This is a genomic window from Shewanella carassii (assembly GCF_019670705.1).
GTDB classification, from domain to species: Bacteria; Pseudomonadota; Gammaproteobacteria; order Enterobacterales; family Shewanellaceae; genus Shewanella; species Shewanella carassii.
The window spans coordinates 4,326,143-4,346,082 of record NZ_AP024618.1; the positions used below are offsets into that span (position 1 = coordinate 4,326,143).

The 19,940-nt window shown below is 54.4% G+C and carries 18 protein-coding genes; 6 read left to right on the forward strand and 12 right to left on the reverse strand.

Annotated features, from left to right (window positions below):
• Nucleotides 1-21: 21 nt before the first annotated feature.
• On the reverse strand, nucleotides 22-609 hold the full coding sequence (locus tag K5621_RS19355; protein ID WP_039035135.1) for a YhgN family NAAT transporter: 588 nt from the start codon (nucleotides 607-609) through the stop codon (nucleotides 22-24).
• Nucleotides 610-796: 187 nt separating this feature from the next.
• On the opposite strand from K5621_RS19355, the gene K5621_RS19360 reads away from it, so the two are divergent.
• Together K5621_RS19360 and K5621_RS19365 are read left to right on the forward strand one after the other, a co-directional pair.
• Nucleotides 797-2,431, forward strand: coding sequence for a ZIP family metal transporter (locus K5621_RS19360; RefSeq protein ID WP_221050076.1), 1,635 nt, complete (start codon nucleotides 797-799; stop codon nucleotides 2,429-2,431).
• Between the two features lie 78 nt (nucleotides 2,432-2,509).
• Entirely contained in the window at nucleotides 2,510-3,289 is a 780-nt protein-coding gene (locus K5621_RS19365; RefSeq protein WP_221050077.1) for an NRDE family protein, read from the forward strand.
• Here K5621_RS19365 and K5621_RS19370 read toward each other — a convergent pair.
• Nucleotides 3,252-3,821: a Tll0287-like domain-containing protein gene (locus K5621_RS19370; RefSeq protein WP_221050078.1), complete on the reverse strand. Its 570-nt coding sequence runs from the start codon at nucleotides 3,819-3,821 to the stop codon at nucleotides 3,252-3,254. The genes K5621_RS19365 and K5621_RS19370 overlap by 38 nt on opposite strands.
• A gap of 62 nt (nucleotides 3,822-3,883) precedes the next feature.
• On the reverse strand, nucleotides 3,884-4,309 hold the full coding sequence (locus K5621_RS19375; protein ID WP_229671981.1) for a YybH family protein: 426 nt from the start codon (nucleotides 4,307-4,309) through the stop codon (nucleotides 3,884-3,886).
• A gap of 386 nt (nucleotides 4,310-4,695) precedes the next feature.
• Between K5621_RS19375 and K5621_RS19380 the strand changes: the two genes are divergently transcribed.
• On the forward strand, nucleotides 4,696-5,253 hold the full coding sequence (locus K5621_RS19380; protein WP_221050079.1) for a lysophospholipid acyltransferase family protein: 558 nt from the start codon (nucleotides 4,696-4,698) through the stop codon (nucleotides 5,251-5,253).
• A gap of 64 nt (nucleotides 5,254-5,317) precedes the next feature.
• Nucleotides 5,318-5,938: a LysE family translocator gene (locus K5621_RS19385; RefSeq protein WP_221050080.1), complete on the forward strand. Its 621-nt coding sequence runs from the start codon at nucleotides 5,318-5,320 to the stop codon at nucleotides 5,936-5,938.
• Nucleotides 5,939-5,968: 30 nt separating this feature from the next.
• On the opposite strand, the gene K5621_RS19390 is transcribed toward K5621_RS19385, so the two are convergent.
• Entirely contained in the window at nucleotides 5,969-7,249 is a 1,281-nt protein-coding gene (locus K5621_RS19390; RefSeq protein ID WP_100143459.1) for a mechanosensitive ion channel family protein, read from the reverse strand.
• Nucleotides 7,250-7,386: 137 nt separating this feature from the next.
• A complete protein-coding gene (locus tag K5621_RS19395; RefSeq protein ID WP_221050081.1) occupies nucleotides 7,387-7,821 on the reverse strand; it encodes a hypothetical protein in 435 nt (144 codons plus the stop codon).
• Nucleotides 7,822-8,148: 327 nt separating this feature from the next.
• Here K5621_RS19395 and K5621_RS19400 point away from each other — a divergent pair, with 327 nt between their 5' ends.
• Complete coding sequence (locus K5621_RS19400) at nucleotides 8,149-8,832, forward strand: DUF3157 family protein (protein WP_221050082.1); 684 nt, start codon at nucleotides 8,149-8,151, stop codon at nucleotides 8,830-8,832.
• 119 nt (nucleotides 8,833-8,951) lie between these two features.
• Here K5621_RS19400 and hutH read toward each other — a convergent pair whose 3' ends face one another.
• From hutH to hutC, 3 genes are read right to left on the reverse strand one after another with little or no spacing between them, the layout of a single operon-like run.
• The gene (gene hutH / locus K5621_RS19405; RefSeq protein ID WP_100143244.1) at nucleotides 8,952-10,493 is read right to left on the reverse strand and encodes a histidine ammonia-lyase; all 1,542 of its coding nucleotides are present in this window, start codon (nucleotides 10,491-10,493) and stop codon (nucleotides 8,952-8,954) included.
• Entirely contained in the window at nucleotides 10,493-12,163 is a 1,671-nt protein-coding gene (hutU, locus tag K5621_RS19410; RefSeq protein ID WP_221050083.1) for a urocanate hydratase, read from the reverse strand. The genes hutH and hutU overlap by 1 nt, the downstream gene beginning before the upstream one ends.
• Nucleotides 12,164-12,210: 47 nt before the next feature.
• Complete coding sequence (hutC, locus tag K5621_RS19415; protein WP_028780547.1) at nucleotides 12,211-12,933, reverse strand: histidine utilization transcriptional repressor HutC; 723 nt, start codon at nucleotides 12,931-12,933, stop codon at nucleotides 12,211-12,213.
• A 145-nt stretch (nucleotides 12,934-13,078) separates the two neighbouring features.
• Between hutC and hutI the strand changes: the two genes are divergently transcribed.
• The gene (gene hutI, locus K5621_RS19420) at nucleotides 13,079-14,305 is read left to right on the forward strand and encodes an imidazolonepropionase (protein WP_221050084.1); all 1,227 of its coding nucleotides are present in this window, start codon (nucleotides 13,079-13,081) and stop codon (nucleotides 14,303-14,305) included.
• A gap of 475 nt (nucleotides 14,306-14,780) precedes the next feature.
• Here hutI and K5621_RS19425 read toward each other — a convergent pair.
• The 4 genes from K5621_RS19425 to K5621_RS19440 all read right to left on the reverse strand — a co-directional run bounded on the left by K5621_RS19425 (nucleotide 14,781) and on the right by K5621_RS19440 (nucleotide 19,866).
• Nucleotides 14,781-15,856 (reverse strand): IS3 family transposase gene (locus tag K5621_RS19425; RefSeq protein ID WP_221049608.1). Its coding sequence is split into 2 segments (ribosomal slippage): nucleotides 14,781-15,607 and nucleotides 15,607-15,856, totalling 1,077 coding nucleotides; the frame shifts between segments, so codons are not numbered across the junction.
• A gap of 71 nt (nucleotides 15,857-15,927) precedes the next feature.
• Nucleotides 15,928-16,035 carry a DUF4242 domain-containing protein gene (locus tag K5621_RS19430; RefSeq protein WP_221050085.1) on the reverse strand — a complete coding sequence of 36 codons (108 nt, stop codon included), beginning with the start codon at nucleotides 16,033-16,035 and terminating at the stop codon, nucleotides 15,928-15,930.
• Nucleotides 16,036-16,321: 286 nt separating this feature from the next.
• A complete protein-coding gene (mltC, locus tag K5621_RS19435) occupies nucleotides 16,322-17,443 on the reverse strand; it encodes a membrane-bound lytic murein transglycosylase MltC (RefSeq protein ID WP_245003117.1) in 1,122 nt (373 codons plus the stop codon).
• 236 nt (nucleotides 17,444-17,679) lie between these two features.
• A complete protein-coding gene (locus K5621_RS19440; RefSeq protein WP_100143237.1) occupies nucleotides 17,680-19,866 on the reverse strand; it encodes an OsmC domain/YcaO domain-containing protein in 2,187 nt (728 codons plus the stop codon).
• Nucleotides 19,867-19,940 lie beyond the last annotated feature (74 nt).

Sequence of the window (19,940 nt, forward strand, 5' to 3'; positions counted from 1 at the left end):
CTTAACACAACGATTAACAACTCAGGGGTTCAAATATCGGGAGACGCCATCGAGGAACATCTGCACCGAGATCATCACCAGCACCATACCCATCAAGCGCTCGACCGCAGTGAGCCCCTTGTCGCCCAAAACCCTGGTAAATAACTTATAAAACATCAAGATAACCACGCTGGCGCCCCAGGCCGCCACCAGAGCTATGGTCCAGTCGCCCATCCGGCTGCTATCCGTATGGGCCAGCAGTATCAGTGCCGCCAAAATCGAAGGACCGGCCATCAAGGGAATCGCCATCGGCACAATGAAGGGCTCTTCACCGGCGGCCAGGCCCACCACCCCACCAGGTTGGGGGAAGATCATCCTGATGGCGATCAGGAACAGAATAATGCCGCCGGCAATGCTGACCGATTCTGACTTGAGGTTGAGGAAACTCAGGATGGCTTCACCGGCGTATAGAAATAACAGCATGATCAACAAGGCAAAAATAAGCTCTCGGATCAGCACTCGACGGCGTTTCTTGGGCTCTATATGACGCAATATAGAGGCAAAGATAGGCAAGTTGCCCAAGGGATCCATAATAAGAAACAGCATTACGGCAGCCGACAGAGTATCCATAAATATCCATTCACCAATACAACAACATAGAGTCGACTATTGTATAACTTTTTAGTCACCGGCTGTGGACTTTTATCTGTGGTCTCGGAGGGGAAAATCCTTCAAGGTAAATTCCAGGTAACGGCACTGCTCATTTGCCCGGCTACTGGTATACTATGGCGTTCTCTAAACTTCAGCCGTGAAATACATGCTCTATCTCGTCGCCAGTTTTATCGCCCTGCTCCTGGGCCCGCTGTTTTACCGCTATTTCTCATCAGGTAGCGGTTTGCAGAAGGGCCTGGACGGCTTTATTTTTGTATCTCTCGGTGGCTTGGTATTGATCCATATCCTACCGGAACTGCTGGAGCACGGCGGCATACTGGCGATTGTTTTCGTGATCCTCGGCCTTTGGGGCCCCAGTGCCAGCGAGAAGCTGTTTCATCGCTACTCAGAGATCACCCATAATTTGACCCTCACGCTGGGGATTGGCGGCTTGTTGTTGCACACCATCACAGATGGCGGCGCCATGGTGCTGGCACAACAGGAAGGCAACTCCAGCCTGCTGGCGCTTGGCGTGATCATGCACAGGCTACCCGTGGGCCTGGCGATTTGGTGGTTGCTCAAACCCCAGGTCGGCACCCGTTGGGCCAGTCTGGTGTTACTGGCCATGATGGCGCTGACATCTGTGGGCTACTTCGCCGGCGAGCAACTGCTCAGCCATCTGAGCCTGGATAATACCGTTTACCTGCAAGCCTTTGTCACAGGCTCTATTTTGCATGTGGTGCTGCATCAGCCCCACGGCCATGGGCAGCAGACCCCAAGCAGCAAATATGAATACCAGGCCGGCATAGGCAGCCTGCTGGGGATAGGGCTGTTGGCATTGCTGCTGATGATGGATTCCGGCGGCCACCAACACGCTCACCATGACCACAGCACAGATCAACTGCTGCACTGGTTGCTGTTACTGGCTCCGGTATTGCTGGCGGCCTACGCCTTGGCCAGCATACGTTTTGCCGCAGGTTTGTCTCCTACTCAAGCCTCGCTGCCGGGACGCTGGCTGCAACGGCTCGCCGGCCCCGAAGCCTTGTTGCTGACCTTGGTACTGCTGGGCTGGCAGTTTGCCCTGCTGCAGACCCTCGCACTCGCCGCACTGGGACTGTTTTTGAGTTATGCCCGCATTGAATTGACCGATCCTCACCCCAAGGTGCCGCAGTCCGCCTGGCATTTCGGTTTCACTCATCTGGTGGATAGAAGCGCGCCCTGGATCTTGCTCAGTCTGATCCTCGCCAATCTGATAGGCCATCCGTCAGTGCCGCTGTCGCACCCGCTGGCACAAGTGCTGGTGCTGGCCTTGCTGTTTCTGCCGCTGCGTTTCTGCAATCTGGGCGCTGCCGTGTTGGCGATGTCGCTGGCCTACAGCGGCTGGAGCCCCTTGGCGGTAGCCTTGACTCTGATAGCCGCACCTGTGCTTAACCTGTCACAACTCAAGTTGATGAGCTGGAGCCAACGGCTCGGCATGTTGCTGCTGCTATCCATTCTGCTTAGCGGCATTGCCTGGTGGCAACCACAGTGGCGTGAACTGGGCGATCTGCCGAAAGAGATAAGCTACCCGGCGCTGACGCTGCTGTATCTGCTCTACTCCAGCAGCTTGCTGCGTCAGGGGCCACGCAAGTTTTTGCGGGGGATGTGGCTGGCCAAAGGCCATAGCCATGACCACGGCTCGGGGCAGCACAATGACTCAGGCCACAACCATGGTTCACATAGCCATGGTTCACATAGTCATGGTTCACACAGCCATGCTCACCAGCATGGCCACGAGCATCAAGACAAAGGCTCTCACTGATTTAACCCTGTCAATGGGCGCCTTTGTTAGCTAACTTGTGGGATAAGCCCGCATTTAGACTAGGCATAAGGACAGCCCATGTGCATTCTGTTTCTGGCGCTGGATCAGCATCCGGATTATCCGCTGATCCTCTGCGCCAACCGCGATGAGTTTCATCACAGGCCCACAGCCCCGGCACACTTTTGGCCACCACAGCAGCAACTGCTGGCGGGTAAGGATCTGCAGGCTGGGGGGACCTGGCTTGGCTGTAATCGTTTGGGAATGGTGGCCGGTCTCACCAATATCCGCCAGCCAATCACGCAGCCGGAAGGCATGCGCAGCCGCGGGGAGTTGGTGCTCAAGGCGCTCGATAGCCAATCGCCAATAGAGCCGCAATGGCTCAGTGACCACAGCGACAACTACAATCCTTTCAATCTGGTTTTCGGCCAGGGCAGGCAATTTTGGTGTTATCACAGCCCGGATAAGTCATTGCGGTGCTTGAACAGGGGCTTTCACGCCATCAGCAATGGCGCCTTGGATGATATCTGGCCCAAGATGGCCCGCGGCGAGCAGGCGTTGGAGCAGTTGATTAGCCAATCGGCCAAGCCGGATATAGATAAGCTGCTGGCAATAATGCGTGATGAGACCCCGGCGCCGGACACCAGCCTGCCAAACACAGGAGTCAGCCTAGAGTGGGAGCGACGTCTGTCATCCATCTATATTCGCCACCCGGAATACGGCACCCGGGCCACCAGCCTGATATTCCTCTCCCGCGAGGGGAAACTGAACTTTTACGAAGCCAGGTATGATGGCAAGGGGCGACAACTGGGGTTGGAACAGTTCAGTTTTGCGCTGACAAATGCGGAGCCTCTATGCTAATGGCGCCGCGGATCTGCCCAAGCTGATAACCTCTGGCACTATCATTCGGGTAGTGCTCATCCAATGCGGTTTTGACTTCGGGCGCCAATTGGCTGCCGTGACAAGTGAGGCAAAGCGGCGCAACCCCCTGGGCCTTCATAAAGCGCAGTTGTGACTCAGTCTCATCAATATGACTCAGGGTTTGTGGGTCTTCACCGGCTGCGGCCCGCGTATCGAATGATAACAATACCTGTCGCTGCCAGGCCTCCGGCTCGGCCGCCGGATTACGGGGTTTCAAGCTGACACGTTTTACCTGCCAACCACTCTCGGCGGAGAGCTGGCGGGCAATTTCCGGCGCCTTATGGGAACAAACTTCGATGGCCGCCACCGGGCCACCTTCGGCCAGGGCTTGCTGCAGTTGCGGCTTGAGTGTTTGGGCAAAACGCTTGGCCAGCGCGGCCGCCTCAGCTTTGAATTCTGCGGCAGCCGGCTCGGCTATGGCTTGATTCACCAAGGCAAAGGCCAGCAAGGCGGTCAGTGTGGGTTTTAACATAGGGCGCTCCATTAGATTTTTTTAATGGATTGATATTAGATAAATCTAATTCCCTATGCAAGTCAGGATGAATGATCGTGAGTGATCACCCAATGGTCGTCTTTCTTTTCCAACAGCAGGGTAAAGACTCCGGATGGGCTGTCCTTTTGTCTGAGCAAGACCCAGCGACCGGCCACCAAGGCAGAATAGTTACTCAACATCTGCACATCCTTGAGCTCCAGCTTGAGCTGGCCCATAGTCGCGCGATCCGGATAGCTACGTTTATAGGCGGCCAGCATCTTGTCCCAGCCATATTTGAACTCGCCCTTGGAGACAAATCTCAGCTTAGGGTCGTGCCAGTAACCCAGCATATAGGCATCGATATTCCCTTGATTCCAGGCTTGTTGCTGACGATTGAGCAGCTCGGTGATTTCATCTGTCGGTACCGCTTTGGTCGGAGCACTCGCAAGCAGCAGTACAGACAGGAGCCCAAACATTAACCTTTTCATCTTTCCTCCTTTGCACCCTCCCGGAACTAGGCCAGGAAACCGTGCCGACACTGTCGTTGAGCTTATATGCTCGATACTAACCCATCCGCGCCGAGATCAGGAAAGGTCCGAGTAAACATTGTCTTAGTAGATTGTAAGCAAATCCACCGCACATTTTGAACAAACTTACGCCACAGCGATTCATAGCCAATGACGAGTCCATAGCAAGATATAGCACCCAGGCTTGCACAAACGGGATAATACTGAAATTATATTTTCTCTCAGGCCTCTGCTTGGGGAAGTGCTGCCTATGTTCAGACTCCTAAGCCAATCAAGGTTGGACTGACAGCCCACCCCAAACACTTTTGAACTATACCTTTAATCAACTCAAGGTTTGGCAACTCTATATGTTTAAGAAAATCTGCCAATGGCTGCTGGCTCTGTTTGGCTGGCAAATTCGCGGACAACTGCCCGACTCCTTGCAATATCTGGTGATAGTGGCGCCCCATACCAGTAACTGGGACTTTATTATCGGCGTGCTCGCCCGAGGGGCTCTGGCGGTGAAGATCCACTTCCTCGGCAAGCATCAACTCTTCATTCCGCCCTGGGGCTGGTTTTTCAGGGCCATAGGCGGCAGCCCGGTCGACAGACGCAAGAACAATAATCTGGTCGATGCGGTCAGCGAGTTGTATCGTCAGGATCCCAACTTCAAGTTGGCACTGGCGCCTGAGGGCACCCGCAGCCCGGTGAAACGCTGGAAGACTGGCTTCTACCATATCGCCTCCCAGGCAGGAGTGCCGATTGTGGCCGTGGGGTTGGACTTCAGTCAGAAGGCGGTGGTGATCAATCAGCCTTTGATACCGAGTGCTGACATGCAACATGACATGGACCAACTTATCGCCTTCTACCGCGGTATTCGCGGCCGCTTTCCCAAGGCGATCCCGGACTATTCGCCGAACAAGTGATGCTTGTTCGGCAAACTTTGCCCGACTATAGTGACGCTTAACCGGAAACTTTGTATACAAAACTATGGATCACCAGACCTTCCTGCTGTACCTGTTTGCGATCTTATTGATAGCCATTTCTCCCGGCCCGATCGCCATGTTGTCTATCTCTCACGGGATCCATTTTGGTAAACGCCGCAGTCTGGCAACGGCCTTGGGGAGTGTCAGTGCGGCACTGCTGTTGATGTTGGCCTCCATCGCCGGGCTGAGCGCCTTGCTGCATGCCAGCGAATACGGCTTTACCCTGCTCAAGTGGTGCGGTGCCGCCTACCTCATGTATCTGGGGATTAAGCTGCTGCTCACCAAGCCCCATGCAGCCGAACAGAGTGTCGCCCCCAAGGGACATGGCCATCCTCTTAGTCTGTTTAGGCAGGCGTTTCTGGTGGGGATCAGCAATCCCAAGGATCTGCTGTTTTTCGCCGCTCTGTTTCCACAATTCATCGATGTGACTGCGCCGCAGGGGCCACAACTGGCAGTATTGGCTTCGACTTGGGCCTTGGTGGACTTCAGCTTTGTGATGCTTTACGCCTCTATGGCCAGCGTGATGGCCTCATGGTTGAAGCGCAGCCAACGCTTGCATTGGCTGGATCGTGTCAGTGGCGGGGTGTTTGTCACCCTCGCCACTGTATTGGCCGTTAAAGATTAGGGAAGCGCTTTAGGGTAGGTGCGAATAAGCCTATGTAGGCTTATTTGCGCTGGCTCCATTATCTTTCAAGCTGCGGATATCGTTGCCGGTCGGCCCCTGGAAGGCCCGCAGTCCGAATTGCGGCAAGATAGCAAAGATGTGGTCGAAGATATCGGACTGAATATCTTCATAGTATGCCCAGCGGGTATCATTGGTGAAGATATACAGCTCGATCGGCAGCCCTTCGGTGGTGGGCGCCAATTGCCGCACCATCAGGGTCATATCCTTGTGCACCTTGTCATGGTGCTTGAGATACTCCAGCAGATAGGCTCTGAAGGTCCCCACATTAGTCAACCTGCGGCCATTGACCGGCATATCAATATCCGACACCTTAGCATTGGACTCGGTAATCTCATGGATCTTCTGCGGCAGATATTCTTTGAGGTAATTAATCTTCGCCAAACGCTGCCTGTCTTCTTCGGTCAGGAAATGTATGCTGTTGATATCTATGTTGACCGAACGTTTGATTCGGCGACCGCCTGACTCGGACATGCCTCGCCAGTTACGGAAGGCATCTGACACCAGCGCATAGGCCGGGATCATGGTGATAGTCTTGTCCCAGTTGCGAACCTTGACCGTAGTCAGCGACACCTCTTCCACCGCGCCATCGGCGCCGTATTTATCCATCTGAATCCAATCACCGGTGCTGACCATGCGGTTCGCTGCCAGCTGAATACCGGCGACAAAACCCAGTATGGTGTCCTTGAACACCAACATCACCAAACCTGTGGCGACACCCAAGCCGCTGAGGAAATAAACTGGTGATTGGTCGGCCAAAATCGAGATGGAAATAATGATGGCAACGAAGAATAGGAACAGCTTGATCAGCTGTACAAAGCTCTTCACCGGTAAACGGCGGCTAATCAACTTAACGTCGGCCACTTCATCGACCGCATCCAATGCCGCATAGGCGGCGCGGATCAGCAAGACGACCAGCCAGACACTGAGCAGTTTGTCGACCAAGCCCGCCAATAGTTTATGGTCGGTCAGCGTAATAGGGATCAGCAGGTTGAGCACCAGCGCCGGCACCAGCATCGCCAGCTTTTCCAGCACCCTGTGGCGCATAAAGATGTCGTCCCAAGTCACTTTGGAACGTTGAATCACCAGGTTCATCGCCCGTACTACGCCGCGACGGACAATAAAATAAGCCAGTCCCGCCAACAACAGGCAGGCAATCACCATGATCGAAGTGGACAAACCATCTTCCGGGATAATGTCGATTCCCAATTGTGATAGCCAATGAGACAGCTCAAATCTCAAGTCTTTGTCCAAGTTATCCAAAATTAACCTCTCAGAGAAAAAACACTCACCCAACACTCAAATAGGGGCTGGGTGCAGACTAACATACAGGTGTCAGAACGTGCTGAGGTTTATGACGGAATTTTGTGCATTCAGGAGAGTTCGTGCTCTCAATCACCTTTCAGACCAAGAACCACCTCAGCACTGTGAGGTTGTTGAAAATGCAACAGATGATCGTAGGGAATGCCGGAGATACGTAATTCTCTATCGTTGTGCCAATCGAGAACCAATTCATCGTGGCGACCGGATACCACCAGCAAACCGGGAAACTGTCGCCCGGACTCCAAATCGGTCAAACTCAATTGACTCTGCCAATGCTCATGACCATGCAGGCTACAGTTGGAAAAGCTGACATCGGCTTGCCAGCCCTTATCAGGCGACCAACTACTGAGCAGTATCGAGTCCTGGCAGTGCTGACAGTGCTCGGGCAAGGTACCAACCCATCCGGCCACATGAAACAGACTCCATGAGGCCAATAACAGGTAAAAACACCCCCCGCCAAATTGCAGGGCCTTCGACAACCAGGCCTTCAGATTCGACGGCATACCCACTCCATACTTTTAAATAGACTACTGGCGGGATCATATAGAGGGGCATTCTGTAAGTAAATGCTGACCAAAGAGTTACAAACTCTTTGATTGTTTCACTAATCAAACTAATGAATAGATCAAACCACGCCGAGTCAAATGACCTCATCAAGATTCGCTTTATGCTCTGAGGTTCGACTCAAGCATAGCCACAAACAGGCCTTGGCAAAATTCCCAGGGCCCAAGGTCGAGCTTGCTCATCATACATTAATGCCATCAACCTCATTGCCAGCCGCGGCGCCCGCAGTTATTGTTGACCCAGGATTCAGCCAAACGAATTTTCTCATGTCCAAACAGAACCTTTTCAAACCCGGCTTTGCGATCAGTGCCCTGGCGTTACTATTGGGCTCAAGTTTTGCCGTTGCCGAGCCGGCCCAGGTGGCCGAAGTCACTCTTGAAAACGGCGCCAGAATCATACTCAAAGATGATTTCACCTGGGAGTATGTGCTCACTGAAGCTGTGGTCAGCGCCGCCGAACCCGAAACGACCACTGAAGAAGTGGTGGCCGAGATGCCGAATACGGCCGCCCATACCACAGCCGCCACAGCAGCTGCAGTGGAAATGGCCGCCAAACCAGATCCAAGCAAAACCGCTGTCGTCGAACAGTTGACCCAGAGCGCCATGACCACTCCCGGACTACTTGGCAAGACAGCCAGAGAAGGGATCAGCGTTTCACTGCAGCAGGTACAGTGGCAAGGCGACAAGCTGGGCCTGACCTTCGAACTTGGCAGCAACAGCAGTGAAGATATGGTTGGCGTACTGATCAGCGCCAGCTTCTACAACGATCAGGGTCGCAAGATGAAAGAAGAGGAGCTACAGGTCTGGCGTGCCATCAAACGTATGCCGGAAACCTATCTGCGCAAGGGCCAGCAGCGGCAATCCTCGGTGATCTGGATTGAAGGGATAGATAAAAACCAGTGGCAGAAACAACTGCTGAATCTGAAGATCACAGAATTGGATGCCTGGTAACACGGCATTGATTTATTTTAATAAACAAAGAGCGCCAAATGGCGCTCTTTGTGTTTTATATACAGACTTTTGCCCCTAAGGTGCCCAAGGGCCCACAGGACCTTGTAACGATTCCCGGCTCAGAGGCTGCTTGGCAGCAGTTCCTTTGGCAGATAGACGTTATAGCGCCCACTCGCCAGCAGCTCAGTGGCCTTGGTGATGTCCGGACCGAAGTACCTGTCCTTGTCATAGAAGGCAACCCGCTCGCGCAGTTCAGCCTTGGCCTTGGCCACCGCCGGGCTTGGCTGCAGCGGCGCGCGGAAATCCAGCCCTTGGGCCGCAGCCAGCAGTTCCACTGCCAGCACGCCGCGGGTGTTTTCCGCCATATCCTTGAGCCTGCGGGCGGCAAAGGTCGCCATGGAAACATGATCTTCCTGGTTGGCCGAGGTCGGCAAGCTGTCGACAGAGGCCGGATGAGCAAAGGTCTTGTTCTCACTGGCCAGTGCCGCGGCTGTCACCTGGGCAATCATAAAGCCCGAGTTAACCCCTCCGTTTTCCACCAAGAATGGCGGCAGCTTGGAAAGGTTGGAATCGATCAGCAGCGCAATGCGGCGCTCACTGATGGCCCCCAGCTCGGCAATCGCCAGCGCCAGATTATCCGCCGCCATGGCCACGGGTTCGGCATGGAAGTTACCGCCTGAGATGATCTCGCCGGTATCTTCAAACACCAGTGGGTTATCTGTCACACCGTTGGCTTCAATTTCCAGCACTTCGGCCGCCTGACGGATCTGCGTCAGGCAAGCGCCCATCACCTGAGGCTGACAGCGCAGGGAGTAGGGATCCTGCACCTTTTCACAATTGGCGTGTGACTCGGCAATCTCAGAGCCGCTCCCCAGTAGATGACGGAATACAGCCGCCGAGTCTATCTGGCCCTTTTGACCGCGCACCGCATGAATTCTCGGGTCGAACGGGCTGCGACTGCCCATGGCCGCCTCGACACTCATGGCGCCGACCACAGAGCCGGCGGCAAACAGGTCCTCGGCATGGAATAAGCCTTCCAGTGCCAACGCCGTCGATGCCTGGGTGCCGTTGAGCAGGGCCAGGCCCTCTTTGGCAGCCAATTCAATCGGTTTCAGCCCTGCGATACTCAAGCCCTCAATGGCGGGCATGATACGCCCCTGATAACGCACTTCGCCCTCGCCTATGATCGGCAGACACATGTGCGACAGCGGCGCCAAGTCGCCCGAGGCCCCCACTGAGCCCTTCTCGGGTACGCAAGGGTAAACACCGGCATTGACCAGGGCGATCAGGAAGTTGATCACCTCGAGACGGATCCCGGAAAACCCGCGGGACAGTGAGTTGATCTTCAACACCATCATCAGCCGCACGGTTTCATCGCGCATCAATTGGCCGGTACCGGCGGCGTGGGACAACACGATAGAGCGCTGCAACAGTTCCAGATCCGCCGGGGCAATCTTGGTGTTGGCCAACAGGCCAAAGCCGGTGTTGATGCCGTAAACCGTGCGGCCCTCATCCAATACTTTTTGCACCACGGCGGCGCTGCTGTTGATGGCCGCCAGCGATTCCGGGTGCAATTGCAGCTGGGTTGGCGCGCGGCTGATGCTGCGCAGTTCAGACAGGGTCAGGCTTCCCGGTGTCAGAGTGATTTGAGTGGTCATCATCAGTCCTCCAACATAGGCAGATCCAGGCCCTGCTCTTTGGCGCAGCGCTTGGCAATCTCATAGTCGGCATCGGCATGACGCATCACGCCCGTGGCCGGATCGTTCCACAATACCCGGGATACCCGCTTGGCAGCGGCGTCGCTGCCGTCACAGAGGATCACTACCCCGGAGTGCTGACTGAAGCCCATGCCGACACCCCCACCATGGTGCAGCGACACCCAGGTGGCGCCACCGGCAGTATTGAGCAGTGCATTGAGCAGCGGCCAGTCGGAGACGGCATCCGAGCCATCGAGCATGGATTCGGTTTCCCGGTTGGGACTGGCCACAGAGCCGGAATCCAGATGATCCCTGCCGATGACCACTGGCGCCGACAGCTCGCCGTTTTTCACCATTTCGTTGAAGGCCAGCGCCAGACGGGCGCGGTCTTTGAGGCCAACCCAGCAGATACGGGCCGGCAGCCCCTGGAAGGCGATACGTTCACGAGCCATATCCAGCCAGTTGTGCAGGTGTGGGTCGTCCGGGATCAGCTCTTTCACCTTCTGATCTGTCTTGTAGATATCCTCAGGGTCACCACTGAGCGCCGCCCAGCGGAACGGGCCAATGCCTTCACAGAACAGCGGCCTGATATAGGCGGGAACAAAACCGGGGAAATCGAAGGCGTTGGCCACGCCTTCGTCAAACGCCATCTGGCGGATGTTATTGCCATAGTCCAGGGTCGCGGCGCCGCGGCTTTGCAGCGCCAACATGGCCTGAACCTGCACCGCCATAGAAGCCTTGGCGGCCTTGACCACAGCGGCCTCGTCTTTGAGGCGCATCTCCTTGGCCTGCTCCAGCGTCCACCCCTGAGGCAGATAGCCATTCAGCGGATCGTGCGCCGAAGTTTGGTCTGTCACTACATCCGGAGTAATGCCGCGCTCAACCAGCTCACTGAAGATATCGGCGGCATTGCCCAGCAAACCCACGGAAACCGGCTTGCCCTCGGCCTTGGCGGCTTCCAGCATCGCCAGAGCTTCGTCCAGGCTATGGGCCTTCTTGTCCAGATAACGGGTACGCAGACGAAAATCGATACGGGTCTCGTCCACTTCACAGGCCAGCACAGAGAAACCGGCCATGGTACCGGCCAGAGGCTGGGCACCGCCCATGCCGCCCAGGCCACCGGTCAGAATCCAGCGGCCCTTGGCTTCACCGTCGAAATGCTGCTTGGCCACGGCCACAAAGGTTTCATAAGTGCCCTGGACTATGCCTTGGGTGCCTATATAGATCCAGGAGCCGGCGGTCATCTGGCCGTACATAGCCAACCCTTGCTTATCCAGCTCGTTGAAGTGTTCCCAGTTGGCCCAGTGGGGTACCAAGTTGGAGTTGGCGATCAGCACCCTGGGGGCATCGCTGTGGGTCTTGAATACTCCCACCGGCTTGCCGGATTGCACCAGCAAGGTTTCATCCTCTTCCAGACGCTTGAGCACCTCGACGATTTTGTCGAAACACTGCCAATCGCGGGCGGCGCGGCCTATGCCGCCGTAAACCACCAGATCCTCGGGGCGCTCGGCCACATCCGGATGCAGGTTGTTCATCAGCATTCTGAGCGGCGCTTCGGTCTGCCAGCTCTTGCAGTTCAGAGTGGTGCCGGTCGGCGCAATGATTTTGCGCGCCGGATCATGTCTCTTATCCATAAACTTCCATTCCTCTGTTGCTTGTCTTGTGGTTTATTTTGTTGTTTTTATTTAGGTTTATGTTCGCCTCTGAAGGTCAAATGCCCTCCGAGACGGAAGCGGCTGCCGGGATGGATCAGCCGGGCAAAACTCACCACCCCCTGGCGTGACCAGGTGCGGCGCAGTATCTGTAAACAGGGCTCGCTGGCGGGGATCGCCAAGCGAGCGCGTATCTGTTCATTGGCGACTATCGCCTCTATGGTGTGGCGTGCTTCGGTCAAAGGCGCCACCTGCGACAGATATTCATGAGGGGTCTGCAAATTGAAATCCTGCTGCAGATAGTCGGGGATTAACTGAGGGTTTACGAAGCGCTCCTCGAGCTGTAGCGGCAGCCCCTCTTCACAGTGCACCAGCACCGAGTAAAACACCCGGCTGCCGGTCTCCAGCCCCAGGGCGATGGCGATAGGCGCCAGGGCCTCTATGGCTGTCAGCTCCAACACCTGCACGCTGTAACCATGGCCGCGGGCCTTGATCTCATCGGCGATATTGCGGATAGACAACATGGATGACTGCGACTTGAACTCAGCTACAAAGGTACCCAGCCCCTGACTGCGCTCCAGTACGCCGTTGTCCACCAGCTCGGTCAACGCCCGTCTGGCCGTCATCCGGCTACACTCAAACAGCTCTGCCAGTTGGTTTTCGGAAGGCACCCTGGAGTGCTCCACCCATTCACCCGACTCAATGCGGTCTGAGATGTACTGTTTAATGCGGGCGAACTTGGCTGTGCTCATCGAGTCGACTCTGTGTTGGTTTCAATCTGCTCAAAAACTCGGCTATAATCCTAACTTGTATATACAAGTAAATACAAGTTAGCTCACAAAATCACAACAATTGCCATTATTAAGGCAAGCGTAAGGCAAACAACAAGGAGCAAGCATGTCCTGGGATCAGGTTTGGATAGATATCAATATTGCCACTATGGACCCTTCTGTATCAGAGGCTTATGGTGCCATCACCGATGCAGCCCTGGCAGTAAAAGACGGCAAAATAGCCTGGATTGGCAAGCGCAGCGAACTGCCTGCCTTCGACGTGCTGGCAACTCCGGTTTACAAGGGCAAAGGTGGCTGGCTGACGCCCGGGTTGATAGATGCCCATACCCATCTGGTGTTTGCCGGTAACCGCGCCAACGAGTTCGAGCTGCGTCTCAAGGGCGCCAGCTATGAAGAAATCGCCCGTGCCGGTGGCGGCATTATCAGCACGGTCAAGGCCTGCCGTGAGGCCAGCGAGGCCGAACTGTTCGACGAGGCTCGCCGCCGCCTCAACGCCCTGGCCAAGGAAGGGGTTACTACGGTGGAGATAAAGTCGGGCTACGGGCTGGAAACCGCCACCGAACTCAAGTTGCTCAGGGTCGCCCGCGAGCTGGGCAAACACCACCATGTGGATGTGGTTACCACCTTCCTGGGCGCCCACGCCTTTCCAGCCGAATATCAAGGCCGGGAGCAGGAATATGTGCAACTGGTGATCGAGGAGATGCTGCCTCAGGTATTGGCGGAAGATCTCGCCGATGCCGTGGATGTGTTTTGTGAAAATATCGCCTTCGACCTGCAGCAGACAGAAGCCATTCTCAGTGCCGCCAAGGCCAAAGGGCTGGATATCAAGTTGCACGCCGAGCAGCTCTCCAACATGGGTGGCTCAATACTGGCCGCCCGTCTGGGGGCCAAGTCTGTGGATCATATCGAGTATCTGGATGAAGCCGGGGTCAAGGCTCTGGCCGAGAGCGGCACCTGCGCCACCTTGTTGCCAGGCGCCTTTTACTTCCTGCGGGAAACCCAGCTGCCACCGATAGCCTTGCTGCGCCAATATCAGGTGCCCATGGTGCTGGCCAGCGACTTCAACCCGGGGACTTCCCCCATCTGCTCAACCCTGTTGATGCTCAACCTGGGCTGCACCCTATTCCGCCTGACGCCGGAAGAGGCCTTGGCCGGTGTCACCCGCAACGCCGCCAAAGCCTTGGGTATTGAGTCCAAAGTGGGTGTGCTTGCTGTCGGCATGCAGGCCGACTTCTGCCTGTGGCGGATCTCAACCCCAGCGGAACTGGCCTACAGCTACGGCGTGAATCCGTTGGTGGATGTCATCAAAGGGGGCAAACTTATTCATCAATAAGTTTGGCCAGTGATTGGATGGCAGGTCACCGACCTGCTATCGGCTTGCGCGCAGGCTTCCCAGCGCCAGGGAATAGCTGCACAGCTTAGACTCATCAGTTTTAACTGGATTAGCATGGATCTAATCTGTCAGTTTCGTTTCCTTGACGTGACCATATCTGACAGATTGGCCTAAATTGGTTCGCATGATCAAATGACTCTGCTTACCGAGCAGCCAGAAAAGTATGATCTAGTAGTTGGAGGGCTTAGAGATTGGCAATCTGATATGCATGCTAACTGTGGCCCTTAAATCGCATAACAAGACTCAGTGTTAGCCCGCAAAGCATCGCGGACAGGGACGGTTTCTCCAGTGTGCGTCGATAGAGTATAAAATAATGCAATCAACAGACGATAATTATGTTAATCACCAAATATTCGAAGAATTGAACTGACCTTTCCCCGAGATTAGTACCAATCTCTTGATGAGATTTTCCAGCTTATGCTGCTTGCTTGGCATACGCAACAGGCGGCATATAGTTCAGTGAACTATGAGGGCGAACATGGTTGTAGTGTTCACGCCATAGCTCGATTTCGTATCTGGCTTCGTCTAAGGTTCTGAACCAATGCTGATTCAGACATTCATTCCTGAATTTGCCATTCAGGCTTTCCACAAAGGCATTTTGCGTCGGCTTTCCTGGTTGGATAAAGCCCAGTGTGACGCCCGTTTCCTTACTCCAGAAGAACATTGCCTTGCTGGTAAATTCTGTCCCATTGTCGCAAGTAACCTTCTTGGGTTTGCCTCGCTCTTCCATCAATTGGTCCAAGAATCTGGCGACCTGCCTACCACTAATGGCCACAGAGACTAATTGACCAACCATTTCCCGCGAATAATCATCCACGACATTCAGTACCCGAAAGCGGCGACCATTGCTGAGTTGGTCTGACACAAAGTCCATCGACCAACGTTGATTGGGGGCTGTTGGCACCTCCATAGGCTGCCTTGGCCGGGTTAGCTTCTTGCGTTTCTTCGTCCTGACCTGCAAGCCTTCCTCCGTGTAGAGCCGATAGGTTTGTTTGCGGTTTTTGACCCAGCCTTCACCCCTGAGCAAACCATGCAGCATCAGATACCCGTAGCGAGGATATTGCGTCGCCAGCGCCTTCAGTCGCTGTCTGAGCCCATTGTCTGGCTTTGTCCTGGATTGATAGCGATATGCAGTCCGGCTAAGCCCTGCCAGCTTACAGGCTACTCGCTCACTTAGGCTGAATCCCTCAATCAGGTGTTGAACAACAGGCTTTTTGGCCGCTGGCGTTACCACTTTTTTGACAGCACATCCTTCATTGCTTCGACTTCCAGCATCTTGTCGGCTAACATCTTTTTGAGCTTGTTGTTCTCCGCTTCCAACTCCCTCAGCCGCTTCGCTTCGTTCACTTCCAGCCCGGCATACTTGCTGCGCCAGTTATAGAAAGTGCCCGTGGATATGCCCATTTCACGGCAAATGTCATCGACTTTTGCCCCTGCCTCATGTTGTTTGATGGCCTTGATGATTTGTTCTTCGGTGTAACGTTTCTTCATGTTGAGATCTCCATTGGCTCTAGTGTATTGGAAATCTCATCAATGTCATGGTCTTAAATTCGGGGGAAAGGTCACATCTCTTCCAACACGGCACAGGACTTTTGTGAGATTTCACGAAACTCAGCGGCGGATAAACCTCCGGCTCCGGGTAAGTCTCTTTCAATGATAAATTTAGGCATAACAACCTCCTTACGGGATCTTTCTGAGTATAGTTCCTGAAGGGGGCGGCTTCCGCTTGGGTCTGCGTTCAAACGGGGGCATGTTGATCCAAACTCCGCCGTGAACGCGGCCAAACTCTGACTCCGGCATGCCGAAGTCAGGTGGTCTGAGCGCCAATGGTTATGCACGCAACTCTCTATAAAAGAGAACGCTGCGAGCAGCTGATGTACATCCTCCCAGGCTCTGATGGCTGAACTAGCCACTCATCAGCAGAGGTAGCGATAGGCGCTTATGCCTGAAGGCAAACTATAAATTACCGCTATTAAATTCTTTTTGAAAATACAGTACTTTCTGCAAGTATCTTCTGGCTTCGGCCTTGGGATGCGCCGTAGTCAACTCCTTGTATACTTGCGAGGGTGTCAACGCATTGAGTTCCCGCATCGCCCGCTGCCGGTCGGGATCAAATGTCGCCAACACACCGCCGGTTCCACCGTTGTAGGCAGAAATCATCGAATAATGCCGCGAAGAAGGATTGCTGACATCCTTGAGATAGCGATTCTTCAAAATATGAAAATAGGCCGCACCGGTATCAATATTATTAGCCGGATCAAATAGGTAGTCTCTGGTTGGAATATCATTGCGATTCTTGATGAGCTTGAATACATCGGCCCCGGCCGTTTTGGGGATCACTTGCATTAACCCATAGGCCCCGGCGTGGCTGACGGCATAGGGGTTAAAGCTGGACTCGGTTTTGATGATGGCATACAGGAGATCTTCATTGATTTGATAGCGGCGGGAAGCCTCGCGGATCAAATGAGCGTACTGATATTCACGTTGACTGAGGTGGTCACGCACCATGTCAATTTCAACATAATAGGCTTGCCCCTTTTTCAGCTTTTTCGTCACCAGCTTGTTGGCCAACAGATACTCGGCAAAACGGTTAGCACGCCACTGCCATTCTATTGATTTACCATCATGATCAACCACTTGCCCAAGCAAAAATGGCTTGCCTGAGATCATGACTCTCTTGTCACTGAATAGATCTATCTTGGTTGGATCGGCTGGCATCAGCAACGTTTCCACTATGGCATTTTTTAATCTGGCCTTGGGCTGATGGCGAGAAACGGTGCTGACCCAAATCTTGCCCTTGTCAAAGTCAATATGGGCTCGGGTACGGTAGCCATCTATGTACTTCACATATTGATGTTTACTGGCCACCATATAGTTATCATCGCCCCACTGTTTTTTGACTTGAGAGGCGAAGTATTTGACGATTTTTTCAAACGCCTGCCGCTCTTGAGAAGGCGAAATGGCGACCACGGGAACCGGAGGGCGATTGGATTGAGGATTGTCACACACACAGGTTACCGGTTGCTGGGCACAGGCAGACAGAATTAGCGGCAACAACAAAAGCCATAGGTTTTTCAAAACGTCAATCATCCCTCAATAAAACAAATTGTCATTATCCATAAGCGACCCGCATTTGAATGTTATGAAGCCGACAAAGTATAAATCTGCTGCTTAACGACAAATACTCTCGGGGCCTAAAGCCGTGAAGGAATGACGCTACAAACAACAGCAGAGCCCATCGCAAAAAAGCCAACCCGCTGGGGTTGGCTTTGAATACAAATGGCAACTGGCCAGCAGCATGTCCTTTCGTTAGCTTACTTCTTGGCAGCCACTCTGGCGCGGGCGGCGTGCAGCTTCTTGTAGCTTTCGATCAGCCGCTGGTGTTTTTCCAGGCCTTCGAGCTGCATATTGGTTGGGGTCAGGCCGTAGAAGCGCACTGTGCCATTGACCGACCCTATGGCGGCATCCAGAGTTTCCTGGCCAAACATGCGCCCTAAGTTGTAACGGTAATCGTCCAGCTCGAGTTCATCGTCCAGGCTGATCTCCAACACCGCCTGCAGGCATTGATAGAAGAGGCCACGAGCGACGGTATTGTTGTTGTACTGCAGGAAGGTTTCGGTCAGCTCCAGCGCTTCTTCCAGCTCACCTATGGCTAGGCAGATCAGCAGTCTGAGTTCGAGTATCGTCAGTTGGCCCCAGACGGTGTTTTCATCAAACTCTATGCCTATCAGGGTGATGATATCCGTGTAGATATCCAATTGGCTGTCTTCGAGGCGCTCGGACAGGCTTTGCAGTTGGCTATCGCTGAGGCGATGCAGGTTAAGAATATCTTCGCGGTAGTCCAGCGCCTTGTTGGTGTTGTCCCAAATCAGATCCGATACCGGATACACCTCGGAGAAGTCTGGCACCAGGATCCGGCAGGCATTGCCTATCTCGGTAAACTCGGCGATGTAGACCTCTTTGCCCATCTCTTCAAGAATCCCGAACAGGCTTTGGCTCTCTTCGGCGTTGCTGCCGGAGAAGTCCCATTCGACAAACTCATAGTCCGGCTTGCTACTGAAGAAGCGCCAGGAGATCACCCCGCTGGAATCGATAAAGTGCTCTACAAAGTTCTCCGGCTCCTGCACCGCCATGCTGTTGAAAGTAGGCTTTTGCACATCGTTTAGGCCCTCGAAACTGCGGCCCTGCAGCAGTTCGGTGAGGCTGCGCTCCAACGCCACCTCAAAACTGGGGTGGGCGCCGAAGGAGGCAAACACGCCGCCGGTGCGGGGGTTCATCAGGGTCACACACATGACGGGGAACTGGCCACCGAGGGAGGCATCCTTGATCACCAGCGGAAAACCCTGGGCTTCCAGCGCCTCTATGCCGGCCACTATCGAAGGATACTTGGCCAGCACGGCTTTCGGCACCTCAGGCAGAACCAGCTCATCTTCTATGATGCGGCGCTTCACCGCCCGCTCGAAAATCTCGGACAGACACTGCACCTTGGCCTCATCCAGATTGTTACCTGCGCTCATGCCGTTGCTGAGATACAGATTTTCAATCAGGTTGGAGGGGAAATACACAGTCTCGCCATCGGACTGACGCACATAAGGAATGGCGCAGATGCCGCGCTCGACATTGCCCGAGTTGGTGTCGATAAGGTTGGAGCCGCAGAGCTCACCATCCGGGTTGTAGATTTCCAGGCAATAGTCATCGAGGATACCGGCTGGCAGCTCATCGTTGGGACCAGGCTGGAACCACTTCTCATTGGGATAGTGAACAAATTCGGCGTTGGCGATCTCGGGGCCGAAATACTGGTCGTTGTAGAAGAAGTTGCAGCTGAGACGCTCGATAAACTCGCCCAGAGCCGAGCAGAGCGCGCTCTCTTTGGTTGCGCCCTTGCCATTGGTAAAACACTTGGGCGAAGCGGCGTCACGGATATGCAGCGACCAGACGTTGGGCACCAGGTTACGCCAGGAGGAGATCTCTATCTTCATCCCCAGTTCGGCCAAGGTGTTGGTCATGTTGGCTATGGTCTGCTCCAGCGGCAGATCCTTACCCAGAATAAAGGTGCTGTGGCTGTCATCCGGTTTCAGCATCAGCATCGCCTGGGCGTCCTGATCCAGGTTATCCACGGTTTCCAACTGGAACTCGGGGCCGGTCTGAACCACTTTCTTCACGGTGCAGCGGTCGATGGAACGCAGTATGCCTTCACGGTCTTTGTCAGAGATGGTGTCCGGCAGTTCCACCTGAATCTTGAAGATCTGGTTATAACGGTTTTCCGGGTCGACTATGTTGTTTTGCGACAGACGAATACCTTCGGTAGGAATATCGCGGGCGACACAGTACACCTTCACAAAATAGGCGGCGCACAGCGCTGATGAAGCCAGAAAGTAGTCGAACGGGCTCGGCGCCGAGCCATCGCCCTTGTAGCGGATTGGCTGGTCGGCAATGACACTGAAGTCATCAAACTTGGCTTCGAGTCTGAGGTTGTCGAGAAAATTTACTTTGATTTCCATTGGATAGTTCCGAGTTCCGGCGGGGTTTCCCGCTCGCCCTATGACACTCGCCGCAGCGGTAAAACCGGCGACCG